This is a genomic window from Mesorhizobium yinganensis (genome assembly GCF_040081985.1).
In the GTDB taxonomy this organism is placed as follows: domain Bacteria; phylum Pseudomonadota; class Alphaproteobacteria; order Rhizobiales; family Rhizobiaceae; genus Kumtagia; species Kumtagia yinganensis.
Genome location: NZ_JBEBMH010000001.1, coordinates 383,935 through 401,326, shown reverse-complemented (window position 1 = coordinate 401,326; position 17,392 = coordinate 383,935). Strand labels below are relative to the sequence as shown.

Genomic DNA, 17,392 nt, shown 5'->3' with positions numbered 1-17,392 from the left:
ACGTTTCAATGGCGCAGTCGGCCATCATCAAGGACGTCCAGGTCGCGAGCATCCAGGCGCAGCTTCCGGCCCCGGTCGTCTTCGGCGACTGGGTCATGAAGATCCGCGAATTCGCCACCGTGCGCGTGCGTACGTCGACTGGGCATGAGGGCTGGGCATTCACGCTGACGCGCGACGGAGCCGTTGCCGAGCAGATCCGCAAGAGCATCGCCCCGGTCTATGTCGGCACCGACATCGCCGACCGCGAGGCGACATACAGGACGACCAAGGGACGCACCTACGGCTCGCATAGCGCCGGGGTGGGGCTTCGCGCCCTTTCCATCGTCGACCTCGCCTGCTGGGACGCCGCGGCCAAGATCGCCGACAAGTCGATCGCCGAGTTTTTGGGCGGACAGGTGAAGCCGATGCCGGCGACCTGCATCATCGGCTATCCGCCTGCGATCATGCCGCCGGAAAAGACCGGCGCGCAGACGGCGGCGTTTTATGCGAACGGCTGGCGGCGCTTCAAGGCGCCGATGGGGGCGACCTGGGAGATCTCGAAGGCGCGGCTGAAGGCGGCGCGCGACGCGGCGCCCGACGCCTGGCTCGGCACCGATCTGGTCTGGATGTTCAAGACCGTCGACGAAGCCGCGGCCTACGCCAACACGCTCGCCGAGCTCGATATGGGCTGCATCGAGGACATTTTCCCGCCCGGCAACGCCGGCAAGCTCGCCGAGCTGCGCAAGCGCGTGCCAATGCCGATCTGGTTTGGTGACGAACAGGGCGGCTCGTACTTCCCCGAGGCGCTGATCATGGCGAAGTCGGTGGATCGCGTGCGCGTCGATCTCACCTGCATGGGCGGCATCACCGGCGGTCGCGCCGTCATCGACGAATGCCTGGCGGCGGGGGTCGATTTCTGCCCGCATATGTTCCCGCACACCCACAGCCAGGTGTTCAGCGCCTGGGGTTTCGACGACAAGCCGGTCGAGTGGGGCGTGCCTTGGACGGGCGTGCATCCCTATGACGATGCGCTGGCGCAGCCGGAAATCATGCAGGACGGGAGCGGGTTGATGAAGCCCCTGCCGCAGGGGCCGGGATTCGGCAAGATGATCGACAAGGAGTGGTGCCTGAGCCAGCCGCATCAGGACCCCGACCACATTTTGCAGGACTAAAAGTTGTTAAAACGATCGATCGGAAAACCATGACGGACGAACCTTCCGTACCTGCCAACTACGCGAAAACCCTGTTCGACCTGGAGGGCCGTGTCGCGGTGGTCACCGGCGCCGGCAGCGGGCTGGGCGCGGCCATGGCGATCGGTTACGCGCAGGTCGGCGTCGACGTCGTGCTGGCCGACATCAACGTTGACGGCATGGAGGCGACGCGCGCCACGATCCTGGAACAGGGCGGCAAGGCCGAGATCGAAAAACTCGACGTGACCGACCGGGCCGCCTGCTTCGCGCTGGCCGACAAGGTCGCGGCCTCCCATGGTCACGTCGATATATTGGTGAACAGCGCCGGCTCGGCCTTCCGCAGTCCGGCGGAAGAGTTTCCGGAGGAAAAATTCAACTTCATCCTCGATCTGAACCTCAAGGGCACGTATTTCTGCTGCCAAGCCTTTGGCGGCAAAATGCTCAAGCAGGGCAAGGGCTCGATCATCAACATTGCATCGATCGGTTCCTTCACTGCATACCCATGGGCCAGCGCCTATCTGGCGTCCAAGGGGGGCGTGCTGCAGGTGACCAAGGCGCTGGCGCTGGAATGGCGCGACCGCGGCGTGCGCGTGAACGGCATCGGCCCGACGCTGATGGAATCGCCGCTGACCAAGGCGGCAGGCCAAAAAACCTCGATCACCGCCGACTGGATCAAGGCACGCATGCTGCGCCCTCGCCTCGGCCTGCCGCGCGAACTGGTCGGCACGGCAATCTTCCTCGCCAGCGATGCGTCCGAACTCGTGACCGGCCACATCGTCATGTGCGACGACGGGTACATGACGCAGTGATGATAGAGGGGCAGTCGGCAATAGGCAGTCGGCAGTAGGAAAACGAGGTCTTCGAGCTTTGCGACTGCCGACTGCCGACTGCCCCGAGAAACAGGACCACCATGGCCAAGATCACCAAGGGACACCACACCGGCTTCACGGTCACGTCGCTGGAGCGGTCAATCGCCTTCTATCGTGACCTGCTCGGGCTTGAGCTTGTCTTCAAGTGGAATCCGAAGGCCGCCTATATCGGCGAACTGGTCGGTTATCCCGATGTCGACCTGCATGGCGCCATCCTGCGCGTGCCAGGAACGGAAACGTTTCTGGAGCTTCTCGAATACCGGAACGTGCCGCAGGACCGCGTTGACATGGCAAACGCCAATATCGGCAACGGTCACATAGCCTTTACCGTCGATGATTTGGAAACGTTTCACAAACGGCTTGCCGAGGCTGGGGTAAAAAGCGTATCTCCTCCAGTGACGCCGACGATCGGTCCGAACAAGGGCGGCCGGGCGGTGTATCTGATCGATCCGGACGGCTTTAGGGTAGAGCTGATCCAGACGGCGACAGGGTTCGGAGACTACAAACCGGCCGCTTGACGCGGCCTAATCAGCCGGCCTCGACGCAGGCCGGGCCAGCAGCAGGGAGGTGTTGAAGTGGCCATGATGCGTATGCGTCAGGCGGTGATGAAGGCACTCGACGACGCGCTTCGCGAGGACCCCACCGTCATCATGATGGGCGAGGATATCGCCGCCGCCGGCGGGCCGTTCAAGGTCACCGAAGGACTTCTGGAAATCCACGGGCCGCAGCGGGTGATCGACACGCCGATCTCCGAAATGGCCTTCATGGGCGCGGCGGTGGGTGCCGCCGTGTGCGGCATGAAGCCGGTGGTCGAGATGATGTTCATCGAGTTCATCGGCGTGGCGCTCGACCAGTTGACGACGCAGGCCGCAACGATGCGCTACCTGTCGCGCGGCCGGCTGACGACGCCGCTGGTGGTGCGCGCCTCCGCCGGCGCCGGCCAGGGTTTCGGCTGCCAGCACTCGCAGATGCTCGACCACTGGTTCCGCGGCACGCCGGGCCTGAAAATCTGTGTCGCCTCGGGTTCGCGCTCGGTCTATGGCCTGCTGCGCTCGGCCATCGAGGACCCCGATCCGGTGGTCGTGCTGGAGCCGCGCATCCTCTACGGCGAGCGCGATGATTTCGACGAGGCCGACACGTTCCGCATTCCACTGGGCAAGGCCGAGGTGGTGCGACAAGGCACGGACGCGACCATCGTCGCCTGCGGCCAGATGGTGCGCGTGGCGAAGAAGGCGGCCGAGCAGGACGGGCTCGACGCCGAGGTCATCGACCTTCTGACCATATGGCCGTGGGATCGCGAGACCATCTTGAACTCGGTGCGCAAGACCGGCCGCCTCGTCACGGTCGAGGAAGCCACGGCCGGCAGCGGGTGGGGCGCCGACATCGCGGCGACCGTCTCGACCGAATTGTTCGGCGAGTTGAAGGCGCCGCCGTTGCGCATCACCCTGCCCGACGCGCCTGTCCCCTATAATGGCGAACTCGAGGCGCGCTATTTGCCCAGCCCCGACTACGTCGCCGCGCAGACGGCGTCGCTCGTTGCCAAGAACCGCATCCCGGAACCGTGGTGGAGGAAAGCATCATGAGTGCCAAGAATTCGAACACGCCGATCGCCCGCCGCGAGGCTCTGGACGACCGTGTCGAGCAGCTGAAACGCATGATGGAAATCCGCTTCGTCGAGGAGCGTATCCAGAAACTGTTCTCGGACGGTTATGTCAGAGGCTCGACCCACCTCGCCAATGGCCAGGAAGCGGTCGCGGTCGGCATCGCCCGCAGCATAGACCCCGACGACATCGTCACCTGCACCTATCGCGGCCACAGCCATGCTCTGGCGTTGGGCGCGACGCCGCAGGGCGTGCTGGGTGAAATCTGTGGCCGCACCATCGGCTGCGCCGGCGGCCTCGGGGGCTCCATGCATCTCGTCGAGCCGACGGTCGGGCTGATGCCGACGGCGGCCATCATCGGCGCCGGCCTGCCGATCGCCTGCGGCGCGGCCATCGCCGCCAAGGCACGCGGCACCGACCGCGTCGCCGTGGCGATCTTCGGCGACGGTTCGGCCAATATCGGCGCCTTCCATGAATCGCTGAATTTCGCAGCGATCCAGAAGCTGCCGGTGGTCTTCGTCTGCGAGAACAATCTCTACGGCGAATACAGCCGCATCAACCTGACGACGCCGATCGAGGACATCGCCATCCGCGCCACCAGCTACGCCATGCCAGGCGTCATCGTCGACGGCCAGGACGTCGACGCGGTCGCCGAAGCAATGGAAACGGCTGTTGCCCGCGCGCGGGCCGGCGAAGGGCCGTCACTGATCGAGATGAAGACCTACCGCTACTCCGGCCATTCGCGCTCCGATCCGGCGACATACCGCCTGCCGGGCGAACTCGACAAATGGCTGAAGCGCGATCCGATCAACCTTTTCGCCGACAAACTGGTCGGCGAAGGCGCGCTGGATGCGGGCGGTGTCGATGCGCTGCGCACACAGATGAAAGCCGAGGTCGAGGGCGCGACGGAAGAGGTACTCGCAGCGCCGCAGCCCGAGATGATCGAGATCCTGTCGCATGTCAGCGCGGCGGGCCCAGGCGGTGACCGCCGCATGACCTTCTGGGACGACCGCGCCGGCAAGCACGCGCACTGAATTGACTTCCCCAGGACGCGCCGGGTCGACCATCTCGTTCGATCCGGCGCGCTTTGCCCTGCGGCTCGGGCTGCTCACCGACAAAACTCTCGATCGGCCGCCTTTGCAGAAATTCCGGTGCTATGTCGCTGAAATCCAACGATTTTGGTGGGCCCGGAGGGACTCGAACCCCCAACCAAGCGGTTATGAGAGGCTTCATTAAGAGACACCGTGCGACTCGTCAACACAGCGTTGGACATTGAAACCATTGAAAATTAAGTTCCTTTGCCATTCGCAGAGTTGCAGCACGTCGCAATGAGTATCGACAAAGCGCAAGGTATGGCGTACCTATTTCCGTACCTATTATCGAATGCTCGGATGTCAAATTCATGCCGACTGTCGAACTTACCGACAAGTTTTGCGCCGCTGTAAAGTCGGCAGACGGATCGCAAAAAGATTATTTCGACACCATCGTGAGGGGTCTGTCGCTAAGGGTCTCGCCCGCAGGTACCAAGGCCTTTAATCTCAATTACACAAAACCGATTGACGGGAAGCGGGCAAGGATGAAGCTCGGGCGCTATCCCGAAATGAAGCTAGCCAAGGCGCGCGAGAAGGCCCGGTTGGCACGGGGAAATTTGGGTGAAGGCCAAGATCCTATCGCTGGAAAGCGGGCGCTTCTGGCGTCGCAAACCGTCGCTGAGCTCGTCGAGAACTATATCGATCGACACGCTTCAACTAAGCGGTCTGGAAAAGCTATAGCGCGGCGGCTCCGGAGGAATGTCAAGGAACTGATTGGCTCCATTAAGCTCGCGGACCTACATCGCCGCGACCTTACACGTTGCATTGACGCGGCGAAGGATCGAGGTGCGCATGTCGAGGCCAACCGAATTTTCGAAGACATGCGCTCCATGATTAAGTGGGCACGCGCTCGCGGCGACCTGGATCAAAATCTAACTGAGGGAATGAGGAAGCCGACTGAGACAGTTGAGCGTGATCGAGTTTTGACCGCGAATGAAATAAGGACTATGTGGCCTGAACTGGATACCGCAGGATTCTGGCGTTCGACTGGCCGGGCGATCAAGCTTTGCCTCGTCACGGGTCAGAGAGTAGGTGAAGTGTCCGGCATGACCCTCGACGAGATCTCCTTGGACAAGGCTGTTTGGACGATCCCCGCGAACCGAGCAAAGAACGGTCGCGAGCATGTCGTACCGCTCTCAGCAATGGCCTTAGGAATAATTCGAGAGCAATTGGCGGCAGCGGACGCACTAACCGACCGAAAACGGCGTACAAGGTCGCCTTACGTTTTTCCTGGAGTGCGCACACTAGGCTCTTTAACGCCGGCCGCGGTGGCGCAGGCCATCGGAAAGCGCAAGGTGGGCGCGGCGGGAAGCGAAACCGTACTGGGCATAGCGCGCTGGACATGCCACGACCTCCGCCGTTCCGCGGCGACACACATGGAGGAGTTAGGGGTCTCGCCCTTCGTCATCGGTCATGTCCTGAATCATGCCACGGTGACCAAAGGCAGCATCACCAGTCGCGTATACGCTCGATATACCTACGACAAAGAAAAGAGAGCTGCGTTAGACCTTTGGGCCGCTCGGTTGATGGCGATTATCGAGGGGAAAGACAACGTCATGCGTTTACGTGCAGCTCGCGCTTGAATGTGCGCAACTGCACACAGCCTCCTGCGACACTCGAGACATTCAAAAGGGCCGACCGCTTCATGTCGGACCCGCGGGAAACAACGCATCTCGCATGCCTTTCAATTCTCTAGACTACGAATGGAAGAAGAAGTTCGAATCTTCGGGTGCGCCATTTATTTCAATGCTTAAGCATTGCGCCTAGCGACCTGTGCCACGTTTGGTTTGCAAACTTTGTGCTCTTTGCGTTCTCGAACGGACTGACAGCCTCGCTGGCCAGGACGCGCGTGCGTGCGAGATACTTGTCGAGGATCGTCGTCACCGTCTTTAGTGAGTGATCGGTGATCGCTGCGATTTGTGGCGTGGTGCATCCGGCTGTTGATTTCCGTTAGGAGGTGACCCGGCATTTTCACCAAGAATTTGGCCCCATCAGCCCCGACATCGGGCGCTCGATCAAGATAGTGCATGCGAATTCTCCTGCCGAGCCGGCGCTTTCTGTACAGGTCATGGCTTCTTCACATATCATATTGTTTTTCCATAAAAATGTCGTCCTCTCAGCGGATACCCGCCCCACGATCATGACGAAATCAACTATTGCATACGAATGCAGATTTCGATACCCTTCATCTCCAGCAGGCTTATTGAGATATCAATCGTGAAGGGGACCATGGGTGGAGACGGTCGACCGGCTGGTAAAACAGGTGTCATCGCTGTTCGCGCGGCTTGGAGGCGCGATGGTCGTGCTGATCGCCATCGGCATTTCGATCGATGTCGTGACGCGCAACCTCTCCGGCCAGACCGTGCTCAATTCCTACGAGTTCAGCACATACCTCTTTGCCATTTCCATCAGTCTCGGCCTGTCCTACACCGCGCTGTCCGGCGCCCACATCCGCGTCGACATCATGCTGACGGTCTTCCCGCCGGCATTGCGGCGCCTGCTCGACTTCGTCGCCTTCCTTTCGCTTGCCGCGCTCGCCGTGCTGCTCGCCTATCTGTCGATCCGCCTCGCGCTGACCAGCTTCTCGCGCCATACCATGTCGAGTTCGGCCCTCGCCTTTCCGCTTGGACCGCCGCAAATGGCCTGGGCTATCGGTTTTGCCGTCTTCGCCCTGACCTGCGTGCTGCTCACGGTCCAGCACGGCCTGCATCTCCTGAACGGCCGCAGCGCCGAGGCGGATCGTATCGGCCGCTTCGGCCAGGACGAGGAAGTCGCAGAGGCGGTCGCCGAAGCGCGGCATCGGGAGGCCTGAAATGATACCGACGCTCGTACTCGTCCTTTTCATTCTGATCGCGCTCGGCCTGCCGGTCGCGGCGGTGCTCGTCATCGTCACACTCATCCTCGACCATTTCTTCTCCTTCTTCCCCGTGCTCCCGGCGAGCGGCGAGATGCTGTGGGGCGGATCGACCAGTTTCGCGCTCGTGGCGGTGCCGCTGTTCATCCTGACCGGCGAACTGTTGCTCAATTCCGGCATCGCCGCCGGCATGTTCAACGCCATCGACCGCTGGGTGCGCGTCGTGCCCGGCGGTCTTCTGCACACGATCATTGGGTCGAGCGCCCTCTTCTCGGCGACATCGGGGTCTTCGGTGGCGACCGCGGCGACGATCGGAACCGTCGCCATCCCGCAGATGAAGACCGGAGGCTATTCGCCGCCGCTGTTCCTGGGATCCATCGCGGCGGGCGGCACGCTCGGCATCCTCATCCCGCCGTCGATCAACATGATCATCTACGGGGTGCTCGCAGACGTGTCGATCGGGCGCCTCTATCTGGCCGGACTGATCCCGGGCCTCGTCCTCGCCGGCCTGTTCTCGCTGCTCATTTTGGGCATATGCCTCTGGGAGCCGGCGGCGGGCGGCCGCATCGAAGACAAGCCGACGTGGCGCGAGCGGTTCGAGGCGCTGCCGGGGTTGCTGCCGCCGCTTTTCCTGTTCCTGCTCATGGTCGGCTCGATTTATCTCGGCATCGCCACGCCAACTGAAGCAGCGGCGCTCGGCTTCATCGCCGCGCTGGCGATGACCGCGATGCGCGGCAAGCTGACATTCGCGCTGCTAATGAAGGCCTTCGAGCGGACGATGCGAACCACCTGCATGGTCATGCTGATCGTGCTTGCGGCTCAGTTGCTCAATTTCGTGATGGTGTCCGTCGGGCTGGCCGAACAGATAAAGACGGCGGTCGGCGCGATCGACGCTCCGCCCGTCGTCATCCTCACGGCGATCGTCATCATCTATCTGGTGCTGGGCTGTTTCATGGAGACGCTCTCGCTGATGATCGCCACCACGCCCATCGTCGTGCCGATCATAACGGCCATCGGCTACGATCCGCTCTGGTTCGGCGTCATCTTCATGATCCTGATCGAAATGGCCCTGATCACGCCGCCGATCGGCATGAACCTCTTCGTGGTGCAGTCCGTCCGGGGCGAAGGCAGTTTCCGCGACGTGGCGAGCGGATCGCTGCCTTTCGTAATCGTCATGCTCGTGATGGTCGCCATCCTCACCGCCTTCCCTGCCATGGCCACCTGGCTCCCCACATTCATGCGCGGCTGAGCGCGGCGGGCAGAAACTTGACGACAGAAATTCAACCAAGGGGAATGTCATGAAGAAAACGCTTTCACTCAGTGCCCTTTTTGTCGCCGGAGCGCTCACGGGTGCATCCGCTCAGGAGCTGCCCGAGACCCAGATCAACGTCGTGGGCAATCTCGGCACGACCACCCAGAGCAAGCTACTGGAGACGCCTTTCTGGACGCAGAAGATCACCGAGCTGTCCGACGGCAAGATCACCACGCGCTTCCGTCCGATGAACGAGCTCGGGCTCAAGGGTCCGGAAATGCTGGGCATGCTGTCGGACGGCGTGATGAACATCACAACGGCGCAGCTGGGCCACCACTCCGGCCACGATCCGATCAACGATGGCAACGACCTCGCTGGCATGTCGTCGAACTACGACGAGTTCGAGGCGGCGTCCAAGGCGTTCTTCCCGGTGCTCGCGCAATACTACAAGGAAAAGCTCGGCATCCATCTGATGTCGCTGCAGTCCTATCAGAGCCAAGTGACGTATTGCCGGGTTCCCGTCGAGCGTCTCGCCGACCTGAAGGGCAAGCGCGTCCGCACCTCGGGTGCATCGCAGTCGGACTTCATCGCCTATCTCGGCGGCGCACCGGTCAACATGCCGTTCGGCGAGGTTCAGCAGGCGCTCGAGCAGGGCGTCATCGACTGCGCCATCACCAGCACGGTCGGCGGTTACACGGCGCGCTGGTACGAAGGCTCCAAATACGTGTTCGACATGCCTATCAACTTCGGCGCGGGGGCGACGGCCGCAAATCAGGCATGGTGGGACGGCCTCGACCCGAAGGTGCAAGAATTCCTGACCAAGGAGGTGACCGCTCTCTCCGCCGAAATGTGGGCGCAGAACCGCCGCGAGGACCGCGAGGGCATCGCCTGCAATGGCGCCGGCCCCTGTTCTCTGGGTGAACCGGCAAACCAGACCATCGTCACGCCGAACGAGGCGGACTTGTCGCTTCAGAAGGAGGCGTTCGAGAAAGCAGTGGTTCCCGGGTGGCTCAGCCGCTGCGGCGACGTCTGCAAGGTCGCCTACGAGAAGATGACGGCCAAGTAGTCCGATGGAAAGGCCAACGGTCGCCCTGAACGGCGACCGTTGCAATGCCGGTCGCTGTCCGGGTTACAGCGCAGCCCGATAGATCGCCAGAGCGTCGTCCTGCGTGACATCGCGCGGATTGTTCACCAGCAGGCGCTGCTGCTTCATCGCATTCGCCGCGAGGTCGGCCAGGTCGGCCTCACGTATGTTCACCTCGCGCAGGGTGGTCTGCATCCCCAGGCGCTTGGACAGGTCGGCGAGTGCATCGACGAATGCTGCGGCGCGCGTCTCGGCATCTGTCTCGCTTGCCAGTGACGGGAACGCGTCCGCCGCGATCTCGGCATAAAGCATCGAAGCGCGCGGCGCATTGAACCGCAATACGTGCGGTAGCACGAGCGCATTCGATAGCCCGTGCGGGACGTGGAAGAATCCGCCGAGCGGATAGGCGAGCGCATGGACGGCCGCGACGGGCGAGTTGGCGAAGGCCTGTCCTGCCAGCATCGAGCCGAGCAGCATCGCACCGCGGGCTTCGATGTCGCTGCCCTCGAACACGGCCTTCTCGATGTTGGCGCCAAGCAGCCGCAGCGCTTCCCGGGCCAGCATTTTCGACAACGGGTTGTTGTTCGCGTTCTTCGAGGCATAGGCCTCGATTGCGTGCACCATCGCGTCGACGCCGGTCGCGGCCGTGATATGGGCAGGCAGGCCCAATGTCAGTTCCGCGTCGAGCACGGCGATGTCGGGGAGGATCACTGGGCTGGAGACACCACGCTTCTCGTCTCCGCCCACCGTGATGATGGACACGGGCGTCACCTCGGAACCGGTTCCGGCGGTCGTCGGCACCAGGACGAGCGGCAGGCGCGGCCCTTTCGCCTGGGCGACGCCCCAGGCGCCGTCGAGATCCTCGCCGGAGCCGAGAAGGAGCGCGGCGAGTTTGGCGACATCGAGCGACGAGCCGCCGCCGAATCCGATCACTCCGGTAGCGCCCAGCGACCGGCCCGCATCGACCGCATTCATCAGCGTCGTTCGGGACGGGTCGGCTTCCACGGCGTCGAAGACGAGGATTTCCGCGCCGGTTGCCTGCAGGGAAGCGATCGCCTTTTCGGCGAGGCCGAGCTTTCGGATGCCGGGATCGGTGACCAGCAGCGTCCTGCCGCCGAGGACCGCACCGGCCCTGGCGCCCAGTTCCGCGGAGGTTCCGGGTCCGAAGAGAATCGACTTGGTCGTATTGAATGCAAAAGGTGTCATGAGAGTCCCCCGGCGCTGAGGCGTGTCCTGGCGAGTGTGCGTACCTGCTGGAGCGGCTAGCGGGCGTCCGCCAGGATCAAGTCTGATCCCTTCTCGCCGATCGCCATGCTGATGGCGTTCAGGTTGCCGCTCGGTATCTGCGGTATAATCGAGCTGTCCACAACGCGCAGACGCTCCATTCCATGGACCCGCAGCTGCGGATCGACCACCGCCATTGGATCGACCCCCATCTTGCAGGTTCCGCAGGCGTGGTAGACGTGCCCGGCGACATCGCGCGTGTAGGCGGCCAGCTGTTCGTCGGTCTCCAGTTCCGGGCCCGGCGCGAACTCACGGACGAGATACGGGGCGAAAGCCTTCGTCGCCAGCGCGCGCCGCGCGATGCGCGTACCGGCCACCAATGTTTCGACGTCGTGCGGATCGCTGAGCATGTTCATCTGGATCAGCGGCGCGGTCGCGGCGTCGCTGGAACGCAGCTTCATGTAGCCGCGGCTGCGGGTGCGGTTGACGTTCGGCTGCAGCGTCACGCCCGGAACGTCGAGCATGCGGAAACCGTCCGGCGTCAGTTCGTAGGCGTAGGCGCCGAAATGGAACTGGATGTCGGGGTATTCCAGTTCCGGCCGCGACTTCACGAAGGCGACGCCCGACTGCAGGAAGGTCGCCGGACCGGACAGCGTGGTGAGGAATTTCAGGCCGTGCTTCAGCCGTCCGAGGAAGTTGAAATCCTGGTTCGTCGTGCGCTGGTTGACCAGCGCCTTGACGTAGGTCGCGGGATGGTCGTGCAGGTTCTTCCCGACGCCGGGGAGGTCGTGGACGACAGGTATGTCCAGTTCCTGCAGCTCAGAGGCCGCCCCAATGCCCGACAGCATCAGCAGCTTGGGCGAATTGAAGACGCTGGCGCTGACGATGACCTCGCCGTCGCAGCGTTCCGTCTTCACTGCGCCCTTGTGCTCGAACTCCACGCCGACGGCGCGCTTGCCCTCGAAGAGGACGCGGCGCGCGTTGGCGCCCGTCAGGATCGTCAGGTTCTTGCGGTCACGGATCGGGTGTAAATATCCGCGTGCGGCGCTCCAGCGAATGCCCATATGATGCGTCGCATGGGCGATCGAGGCGCCGTCCGTCGGCTCGGCATTGTGCGAGGGATTGCGCGGGTAGCCGATCTCGGCCATGGCATCCACGAAGACGCGGGTCATCAGCGGCACACCGCGCAGCTGGCTGACAACGACCGGGCCGTCCTTGCCGTAGACGTCGGTGGTGCCGTCGCGGTTCTGCTCGATCTTGCGGAAATAGTCGAGCATCGTGTCGTAGTCCCAGCCGCGATTGCCGAGCTGGGCCCAGTGGTCGTAGTCGCCGCGGTTGCCGCGAACGTAGATGATGCCGTTGATGGAGCTGGAGCCGCCAAGCACCTTGCCGCGGGACAGCATGTCCTGCTTGCCGTTGCGGGTCGGGTCGGGCTCGGACTTGAACATCCAGTCCGCTTGCGGATTCCCCATGCAGGAAGCACAGAGCGCCGGAAGCTTGTAACGGATGTGGTTGTCCGAACCTCCCGCTTCGAGCAGCAGCACCTTGTGTTTCGGATTCGTGCTCAGGCGATTGGCGAGCACCGAACCGGACGAGCCGGAGCCGATGATGATGTAGTCCCGACTCATGTCTTCCACCCTTCGTCCCGGCCGACTGTGCCGGGCAAACCACCTGCGGGAGCCTACAGCGCCTCGGCTGTCACGGCCCCTCCCAGCGCGCAGCAGCCTCATCCTGAACCCGGCGCGTCGCGAGGATGTTCTCGTCGCGCCACGCCTGACGCCGCGTGAGCATCGACATGGCGACCCGCCCCGCGATCTGCTCGTGGATCCCTTCGGCCATCTCGTCCGTCCAGGGATAGTCGGTGCGGGCGCCGCGGCCCATCTCCCGCATCATGTCGCCGAGATGGTGGACGAATCCGGAGAAACCTTCCGGCGAATTGAGGTGCGCGACCTCGAACGGTCCGATCGTCGACCAGCGCATGGCCAGCCCATCGCGCACCACGCTGTCGATGTCCTCGGCGGTGCAATAGCCCTCGCCTACGAGGTGCATGGCTTCGGCAACGAGCGTGTATTGTAAGCGATTGAGCAGGAACCCTTCGATCTCCTTGCGCAGGACAACGGGTTTCATTCCGACCGACCGCATCAGCTCGACCGTGCGGTCCACAGTTGCCTGCGACGTCGCAGGCGTCCCGCAGATTTCCACCAGCGGGATCAAGGATGGCGGGTTGACCGGATGCACCACCAACGCGCGCTCCGGGGATGCCACGTCGAGAAACCGCGAACCCATGATCGCCGACGTGGAGGAAGCGAGCACCGCATCCGCCGGCGCATGCTCGGCGATCTCGGCGAAGATCGATTGCTTTACCGCAACGTCCTCCTTCACCGACTCCTGGACATGGACGACGCCCGCCACTGCCTCCGGCAGCGTCGCCGTGAAGGTGACGCGCCGGCGGATCGTCTCGGCCGGCTCGCGAAGAAAGCCGTTCCGGTCAAGGATTTCGAGCGTACGGGCAACCGCCTGGAGACCGCGCTCCTCGGCGCCGCCGCCGGCGCTGTCGAAGACGGACACGTCGTGGCCGCCCCGCGCGAACACCGTCGCCCAGGCGCTGCCGACCAGACCTGCACCGATGCACGCTATCCTGGCCATTATTCAGCCGCCTTGATCTCGTCGCGAGCCCATTTTCGTTCGAAATCCCATACTTCGGGGAAGCCGATCAGCTCGTTGAATTCCTTGAACGGGAAAAGCTGGATGTTCGGAGACTTCGACGAGCCTTCCGCCTTCAGCACGGTCAGCGCATTGAACGCCGCATGCGCTGCGGCGAGGCCGGTGATCGACGGGAAGATCGCCATGGCGTAGCCGAGTTCCTGCAGCTCCTTGGCCGACTTGATAGGCGTCAGGCCGCCATCCGCCATGTTGGCGAAGGTCGGCTTGTTCAAGCGGCGGTTGCCTTCGCGCATCTCGTCGTCGCTCTCAAGCGCCTCGAGGAAGAGGATGTCCGCCCCGGCTTCGCTATAGGCCTGCATGCGCGTGACCGCGCCTTCAAAACCTTCGACCTGGCGCGCGTCGGTGCGCGCGATGATCAGCGTGTCGGGACTGCGGCGCGCCTCGACCGCGACCTTGATCTTCTCGACCATGTCGATCGTCGGAACGACGCGCTTGAAGGGAGTGTGTCCGCACTTCTTCGGAAACTCCTGATCCTCGATCTGGATGGCGACCACGCCGGCTTCTTCGTAGCCGCGCACCGTATGATGGACGTTGAGCAGGCCGCCATAGCCGGTGTCAGCATCGGCGATGACGCCGGCATTGACCTTGGAGCAGAGCGTACGGACGCGGTCCACCATCTGCGTGTAGGTGGCGATGCCGGCATCCGGAATTCCGTGGGTGGAAGCCGTCATCCAGTAGCCGGACGCGTACACGAAATCGAAGCCGACGGAATTCGACACGACCGCCGTAATCATGTCGTGGATGCCGGGTGCGGCGACGAATTGGCCCGATGCGAGGACGGACTTGAGATTAGCCTTGGCCATTATCAACTTTCCAGTTTCTGCAGGTATGAAATGACTTCGGCCTCGCTGACGACATCGCCATATTTGGCGTCCATGTCGAACAGGTTGGCCTCGTGCGGCGCCTGGTGGCGGTCGCCGACCGCTTCGCGGACGATGATCGGAATGAAACCGTACGAGCAGCTGTCGACGCATGTGGCGCGCACGCAGCCGCTGGTCGAGACGCCGGTATGGATAAGCGTATCGACACCGATCGTCGTCAGCGTAGAGGCGAGCGACGTGCCGAAAAAGGCGCTCGGATACTGCTTGGAGATGACCAGTTCATCGTCGGCCGGCACCAGGCCCTTCGCCCATGCGCCCATCGGGTTGCCTTCGATGAAGTTATGGAGCGTCATCGACTTCTGATAGAAGCGGCCTCCGTTGAGCGCGGACTTGTTGTAGACGACATTGGTATAGATGACCGGCACGCCGGCAGCGCGCGCGGCCGCCTGGAGACGCAGGGCCGAAGCCAGCGTGTCCTCGACCCCGGCGTATAGACCACAGGACGGGCTGAAATAGGCCTCGACCAGGTCGATGAGGATCAGCGCCGGCTTCTTGCCGAACCCGATGCGCTTGCCGAAGGCGCGCTTGTAGTTGTCGTCCAGGGTCTCTTCACTCAAGCGCTTTCTCCTCATCCAGATCGTCGAAGAACGACTGCTTTCGACCGTCGAGGTAAAGCCATGGGCTTCCCGCACGCTGGCGCGCCTCGAAGGCGATTATATCGTCCATGTCGTGAACATGGATGGAGCCAATTTCGTCGAGCCCCTGCAAAAGCGCGTCCTTGCGGAACGAATCGATGTCGAATGCCTGCGCCAGCCCACTTGCCGAGCTGATCGTCTGATTGACGAGATCGACCGCAATCTCCTCGCCGGCCCTGCCCGCGGCCTGGAGCTCGGCAATCTCCTCCGCCGTCCTCAGCACAGGCAGGACGCCATTCTTGAAGCAGTTGGCATAGAATATCTCGCCGAAACTCGACGCGATGATGCAGCGTATGCCGAAGTCCACAAGCGCCCAGACCGCCTGCTCGCGACTCGATCCGGTGCCGAAGTTGCGCCCGGCGATCAGAATCCTCGCCTTGTCGAACGGAGCGACGTCGAATACGAAAGGCTGGTTTGTGCCTGCCCGGGCGTGACGCCGCTCATGGAAGGCGTGCTTGCCGAGCCCCGCCTTGTCGAGCAGCAGGAGGAAGCGGGCGGGGAAGATGATGTCCGTATCGACATCGTCTTCCTCGAGGACTGCCGCTACGCTGGTGATTGAACTGAATGGAGTCACTGGGCCGCCGGGAATTCGCGTACATCGGTAAGTCTGCCCGTGAGGGCGGCGGCGGCGGCCATGGACGGGCTCATCAGGTGAGTGCGTCCGCCTTTGCCTTGCCGACCTTCGAAGTTCCGGTTGGATGTCGACGCGCAGCGCTCGCCTTCGGCAAGCCGATCGTCGTTCATCGCAACACACATCGAGCAGCCGGATTCCCGCCACTCGAAACCGGCATCGAGGAATACCTTGTCGAGACCCTCCTGCTCCGCCTGGATGCGCACCGCCGCAGACCCCGGAACGACGATGGCCGCGACATTGGGGGCGACACGGCGGCCGGCGACGATCGCTGCGGCGAGACGCAGATCCTCGATCCGGCCATTCGTGCAGGAGCCAATGAAGACGCGGTCGATCTTGATGTCCGAGAGCGGTGTACCCGGCTCAAGATCCATATAGTCGAGTCCGCGCTGCAGTTTGGCACGGCGCTTGATATCCGGTTCGGCCGCCGGATCCGGCACGCGTGACGTGATCGGCAGCGCCTCCTCGGGCGTCGTGCCCCAGGAAACGAACGGCGCGAGCGTCGTCACATCGATGACGATCTCGCGGTCGTATGCCGCACCGGCATCACTCGGCAGCGTGCGCCAATAGGCGACGGCGCGCTCCCATTCACCTCCGGACGGGGCCAGCGGCCGTCCTTTGAGGAACTCGTATGTGACTTCGTCCGGAGCCACCATGCCAACCCGGCTTCCGGCTTCGATCGACATGTTGCAGAGCGTCATGCGCTGCTCCATCGAGAGCGCACGCACCGCCGATCCGCCATACTCGATCGCATGCCCGATTCCGCCGCCGACCCCTATCCGGGCGATCATCGCGAGGATCAGGTCCTTGACCTCGACGCCGGGGGGCCTTTCGCCTTCGAATCGCACCAGCATGGTCTTCTGTTGCTTCTGGCGCAGCGTCTGCGTGGCGAAGACGCATTCGCATTCGCTCGCGCCGATGCCGAAGCCGATCGCGCCGAACGCGCCATGGGTGCAGGTATGGCTGTCCCCGCAGACCAGCACGACACCCGGCAGCGTGAAGCCGAGTTCTGGACCGATGACATGGACGATGCCGTGCCGGCGGTCGCGCATCGGGATGTACGGGATGTCGAAACGTTCGGAATTGGCGACCAGCCGAGCCACCTGCTTCCGGGCGAGCCCTTCACGCAATGTCACCTGGCGATCGCGGGTGGGAACGGCATGGTCGGCAACCGCGATATGCGCGTCGGGGCGCCGCAGTGCGCGGCCGCGCTCGATCAGTCCGGCGAATGCCTGCGGACTGGAAACCTCCTGCACGAGATGGCGATCGACATAGATCAGCGCGGCTCCGTCCTCATAGGTCTTGACCACGTGGCTCTGCCAGACCTTCTCATACAGCGTCAGCGCCTTTGCGGGTGTTCCGGTCACGCGAATTCCT

Annotated in this window: 16 protein-coding genes; 9 read left to right on the top strand and 7 right to left on the bottom strand. The window is 63.1% G+C overall.

All coding sequences use genetic code 11. The features are described 5' to 3' along the window. Positions 1-8: 8 nt before the first annotated feature. The 9 genes from ABMA59_RS01920 to ABMA59_RS01880 all read left to right on the top strand — a co-directional run bounded on the left by ABMA59_RS01920 (position 9) and on the right by ABMA59_RS01880 (position 9,902). The gene (locus ABMA59_RS01920) at positions 9-1,151 is read left to right on the top strand and encodes an enolase C-terminal domain-like protein (RefSeq protein WP_349003599.1); all 1,143 of its coding nucleotides are present in this window, start codon (positions 9-11) and stop codon (positions 1,149-1,151) included. A 29-nt stretch (positions 1,152-1,180) separates the two neighbouring features. Beyond that, positions 1,181-1,978 (top strand): SDR family NAD(P)-dependent oxidoreductase, encoded by a 798-nt coding sequence (locus tag ABMA59_RS01915; RefSeq protein ID WP_349003598.1) that lies wholly within the window; start codon positions 1,181-1,183, stop codon positions 1,976-1,978. A 101-nt stretch (positions 1,979-2,079) separates the two neighbouring features. Beyond that, positions 2,080-2,556: a VOC family protein gene (locus ABMA59_RS01910; protein WP_349003597.1), complete on the top strand. Its 477-nt coding sequence runs from the start codon at positions 2,080-2,082 to the stop codon at positions 2,554-2,556. Positions 2,557-2,619: 63 nt separating this feature from the next. Then, positions 2,620-3,621 carry an alpha-ketoacid dehydrogenase subunit beta gene (locus ABMA59_RS01905; RefSeq protein ID WP_349003922.1) on the top strand — a complete coding sequence of 334 codons (1,002 nt, stop codon included), beginning with the start codon at positions 2,620-2,622 and terminating at the stop codon, positions 3,619-3,621. Then, positions 3,618-4,673: a thiamine pyrophosphate-dependent dehydrogenase E1 component subunit alpha gene (locus ABMA59_RS01900; protein WP_349003596.1), complete on the top strand. Its 1,056-nt coding sequence runs from the start codon at positions 3,618-3,620 to the stop codon at positions 4,671-4,673. The genes ABMA59_RS01905 and ABMA59_RS01900 overlap by 4 nt, the downstream gene beginning before the upstream one ends. 368 nt (positions 4,674-5,041) lie before the next feature. Beyond that, complete coding sequence (locus ABMA59_RS01895; RefSeq protein ID WP_349003595.1) at positions 5,042-6,313, top strand: tyrosine-type recombinase/integrase; 1,272 nt, start codon at positions 5,042-5,044, stop codon at positions 6,311-6,313. Positions 6,314-6,963: 650 nt separating this feature from the next. Then, a complete protein-coding gene (locus tag ABMA59_RS01890; RefSeq protein WP_349003594.1) occupies positions 6,964-7,542 on the top strand; it encodes a TRAP transporter small permease subunit in 579 nt (192 codons plus the stop codon). A 1-nt stretch (position 7,543) separates the two neighbouring features. Next, a complete protein-coding gene (locus ABMA59_RS01885) occupies positions 7,544-8,833 on the top strand; it encodes a TRAP transporter large permease (RefSeq protein WP_349003593.1) in 1,290 nt (429 codons plus the stop codon). A gap of 49 nt (positions 8,834-8,882) precedes the next feature. Further along, positions 8,883-9,902, top strand: coding sequence for a TRAP transporter substrate-binding protein (locus tag ABMA59_RS01880; protein ID WP_349003592.1), 1,020 nt, complete (start codon positions 8,883-8,885; stop codon positions 9,900-9,902). A gap of 63 nt (positions 9,903-9,965) precedes the next feature. Here the strand turns inward: ABMA59_RS01880 and ABMA59_RS01875 are convergent, their stop codons facing one another. From ABMA59_RS01875 to leuC, 7 genes are all read right to left on the bottom strand, one after another. After that, positions 9,966-11,126, bottom strand: coding sequence for an iron-containing alcohol dehydrogenase (locus ABMA59_RS01875; RefSeq protein WP_349003591.1), 1,161 nt, complete (start codon positions 11,124-11,126; stop codon positions 9,966-9,968). 56 nt (positions 11,127-11,182) lie between these two features. Continuing rightward, entirely contained in the window at positions 11,183-12,772 is a 1,590-nt protein-coding gene (locus tag ABMA59_RS01870; RefSeq protein WP_349003590.1) for a GMC family oxidoreductase, read from the bottom strand. A 70-nt stretch (positions 12,773-12,842) separates the two neighbouring features. Continuing rightward, positions 12,843-13,790: a 3-hydroxyacyl-CoA dehydrogenase NAD-binding domain-containing protein gene (locus ABMA59_RS01865; RefSeq protein WP_349003589.1), complete on the bottom strand. Its 948-nt coding sequence runs from the start codon at positions 13,788-13,790 to the stop codon at positions 12,843-12,845. Further along, positions 13,790-14,671: an isocitrate lyase/PEP mutase family protein gene (locus ABMA59_RS01860; RefSeq protein WP_349003588.1), complete on the bottom strand. Its 882-nt coding sequence runs from the start codon at positions 14,669-14,671 to the stop codon at positions 13,790-13,792. Before ABMA59_RS01860 ends, ABMA59_RS01865 begins: the two co-directional genes overlap by 1 nt. 2 nt (positions 14,672-14,673) lie before the next feature. Further along, on the bottom strand, positions 14,674-15,306 hold the full coding sequence (locus ABMA59_RS01855; protein ID WP_349003587.1) for an isochorismatase family protein: 633 nt from the start codon (positions 15,304-15,306) through the stop codon (positions 14,674-14,676). Then, positions 15,299-15,958 carry a 3-isopropylmalate dehydratase small subunit gene (leuD, locus tag ABMA59_RS01850; protein ID WP_349003586.1) on the bottom strand — a complete coding sequence of 220 codons (660 nt, stop codon included), beginning with the start codon at positions 15,956-15,958 and terminating at the stop codon, positions 15,299-15,301. The genes ABMA59_RS01855 and leuD overlap by 8 nt, the downstream gene beginning before the upstream one ends. Next, positions 15,955-17,382 (bottom strand): 3-isopropylmalate dehydratase large subunit, encoded by a 1,428-nt coding sequence (leuC, locus tag ABMA59_RS01845; RefSeq protein ID WP_349003585.1) that lies wholly within the window; start codon positions 17,380-17,382, stop codon positions 15,955-15,957. Before leuC ends, leuD begins: the two co-directional genes overlap by 4 nt. Between the last annotated feature and the right edge of the window lie 10 nt (positions 17,383-17,392).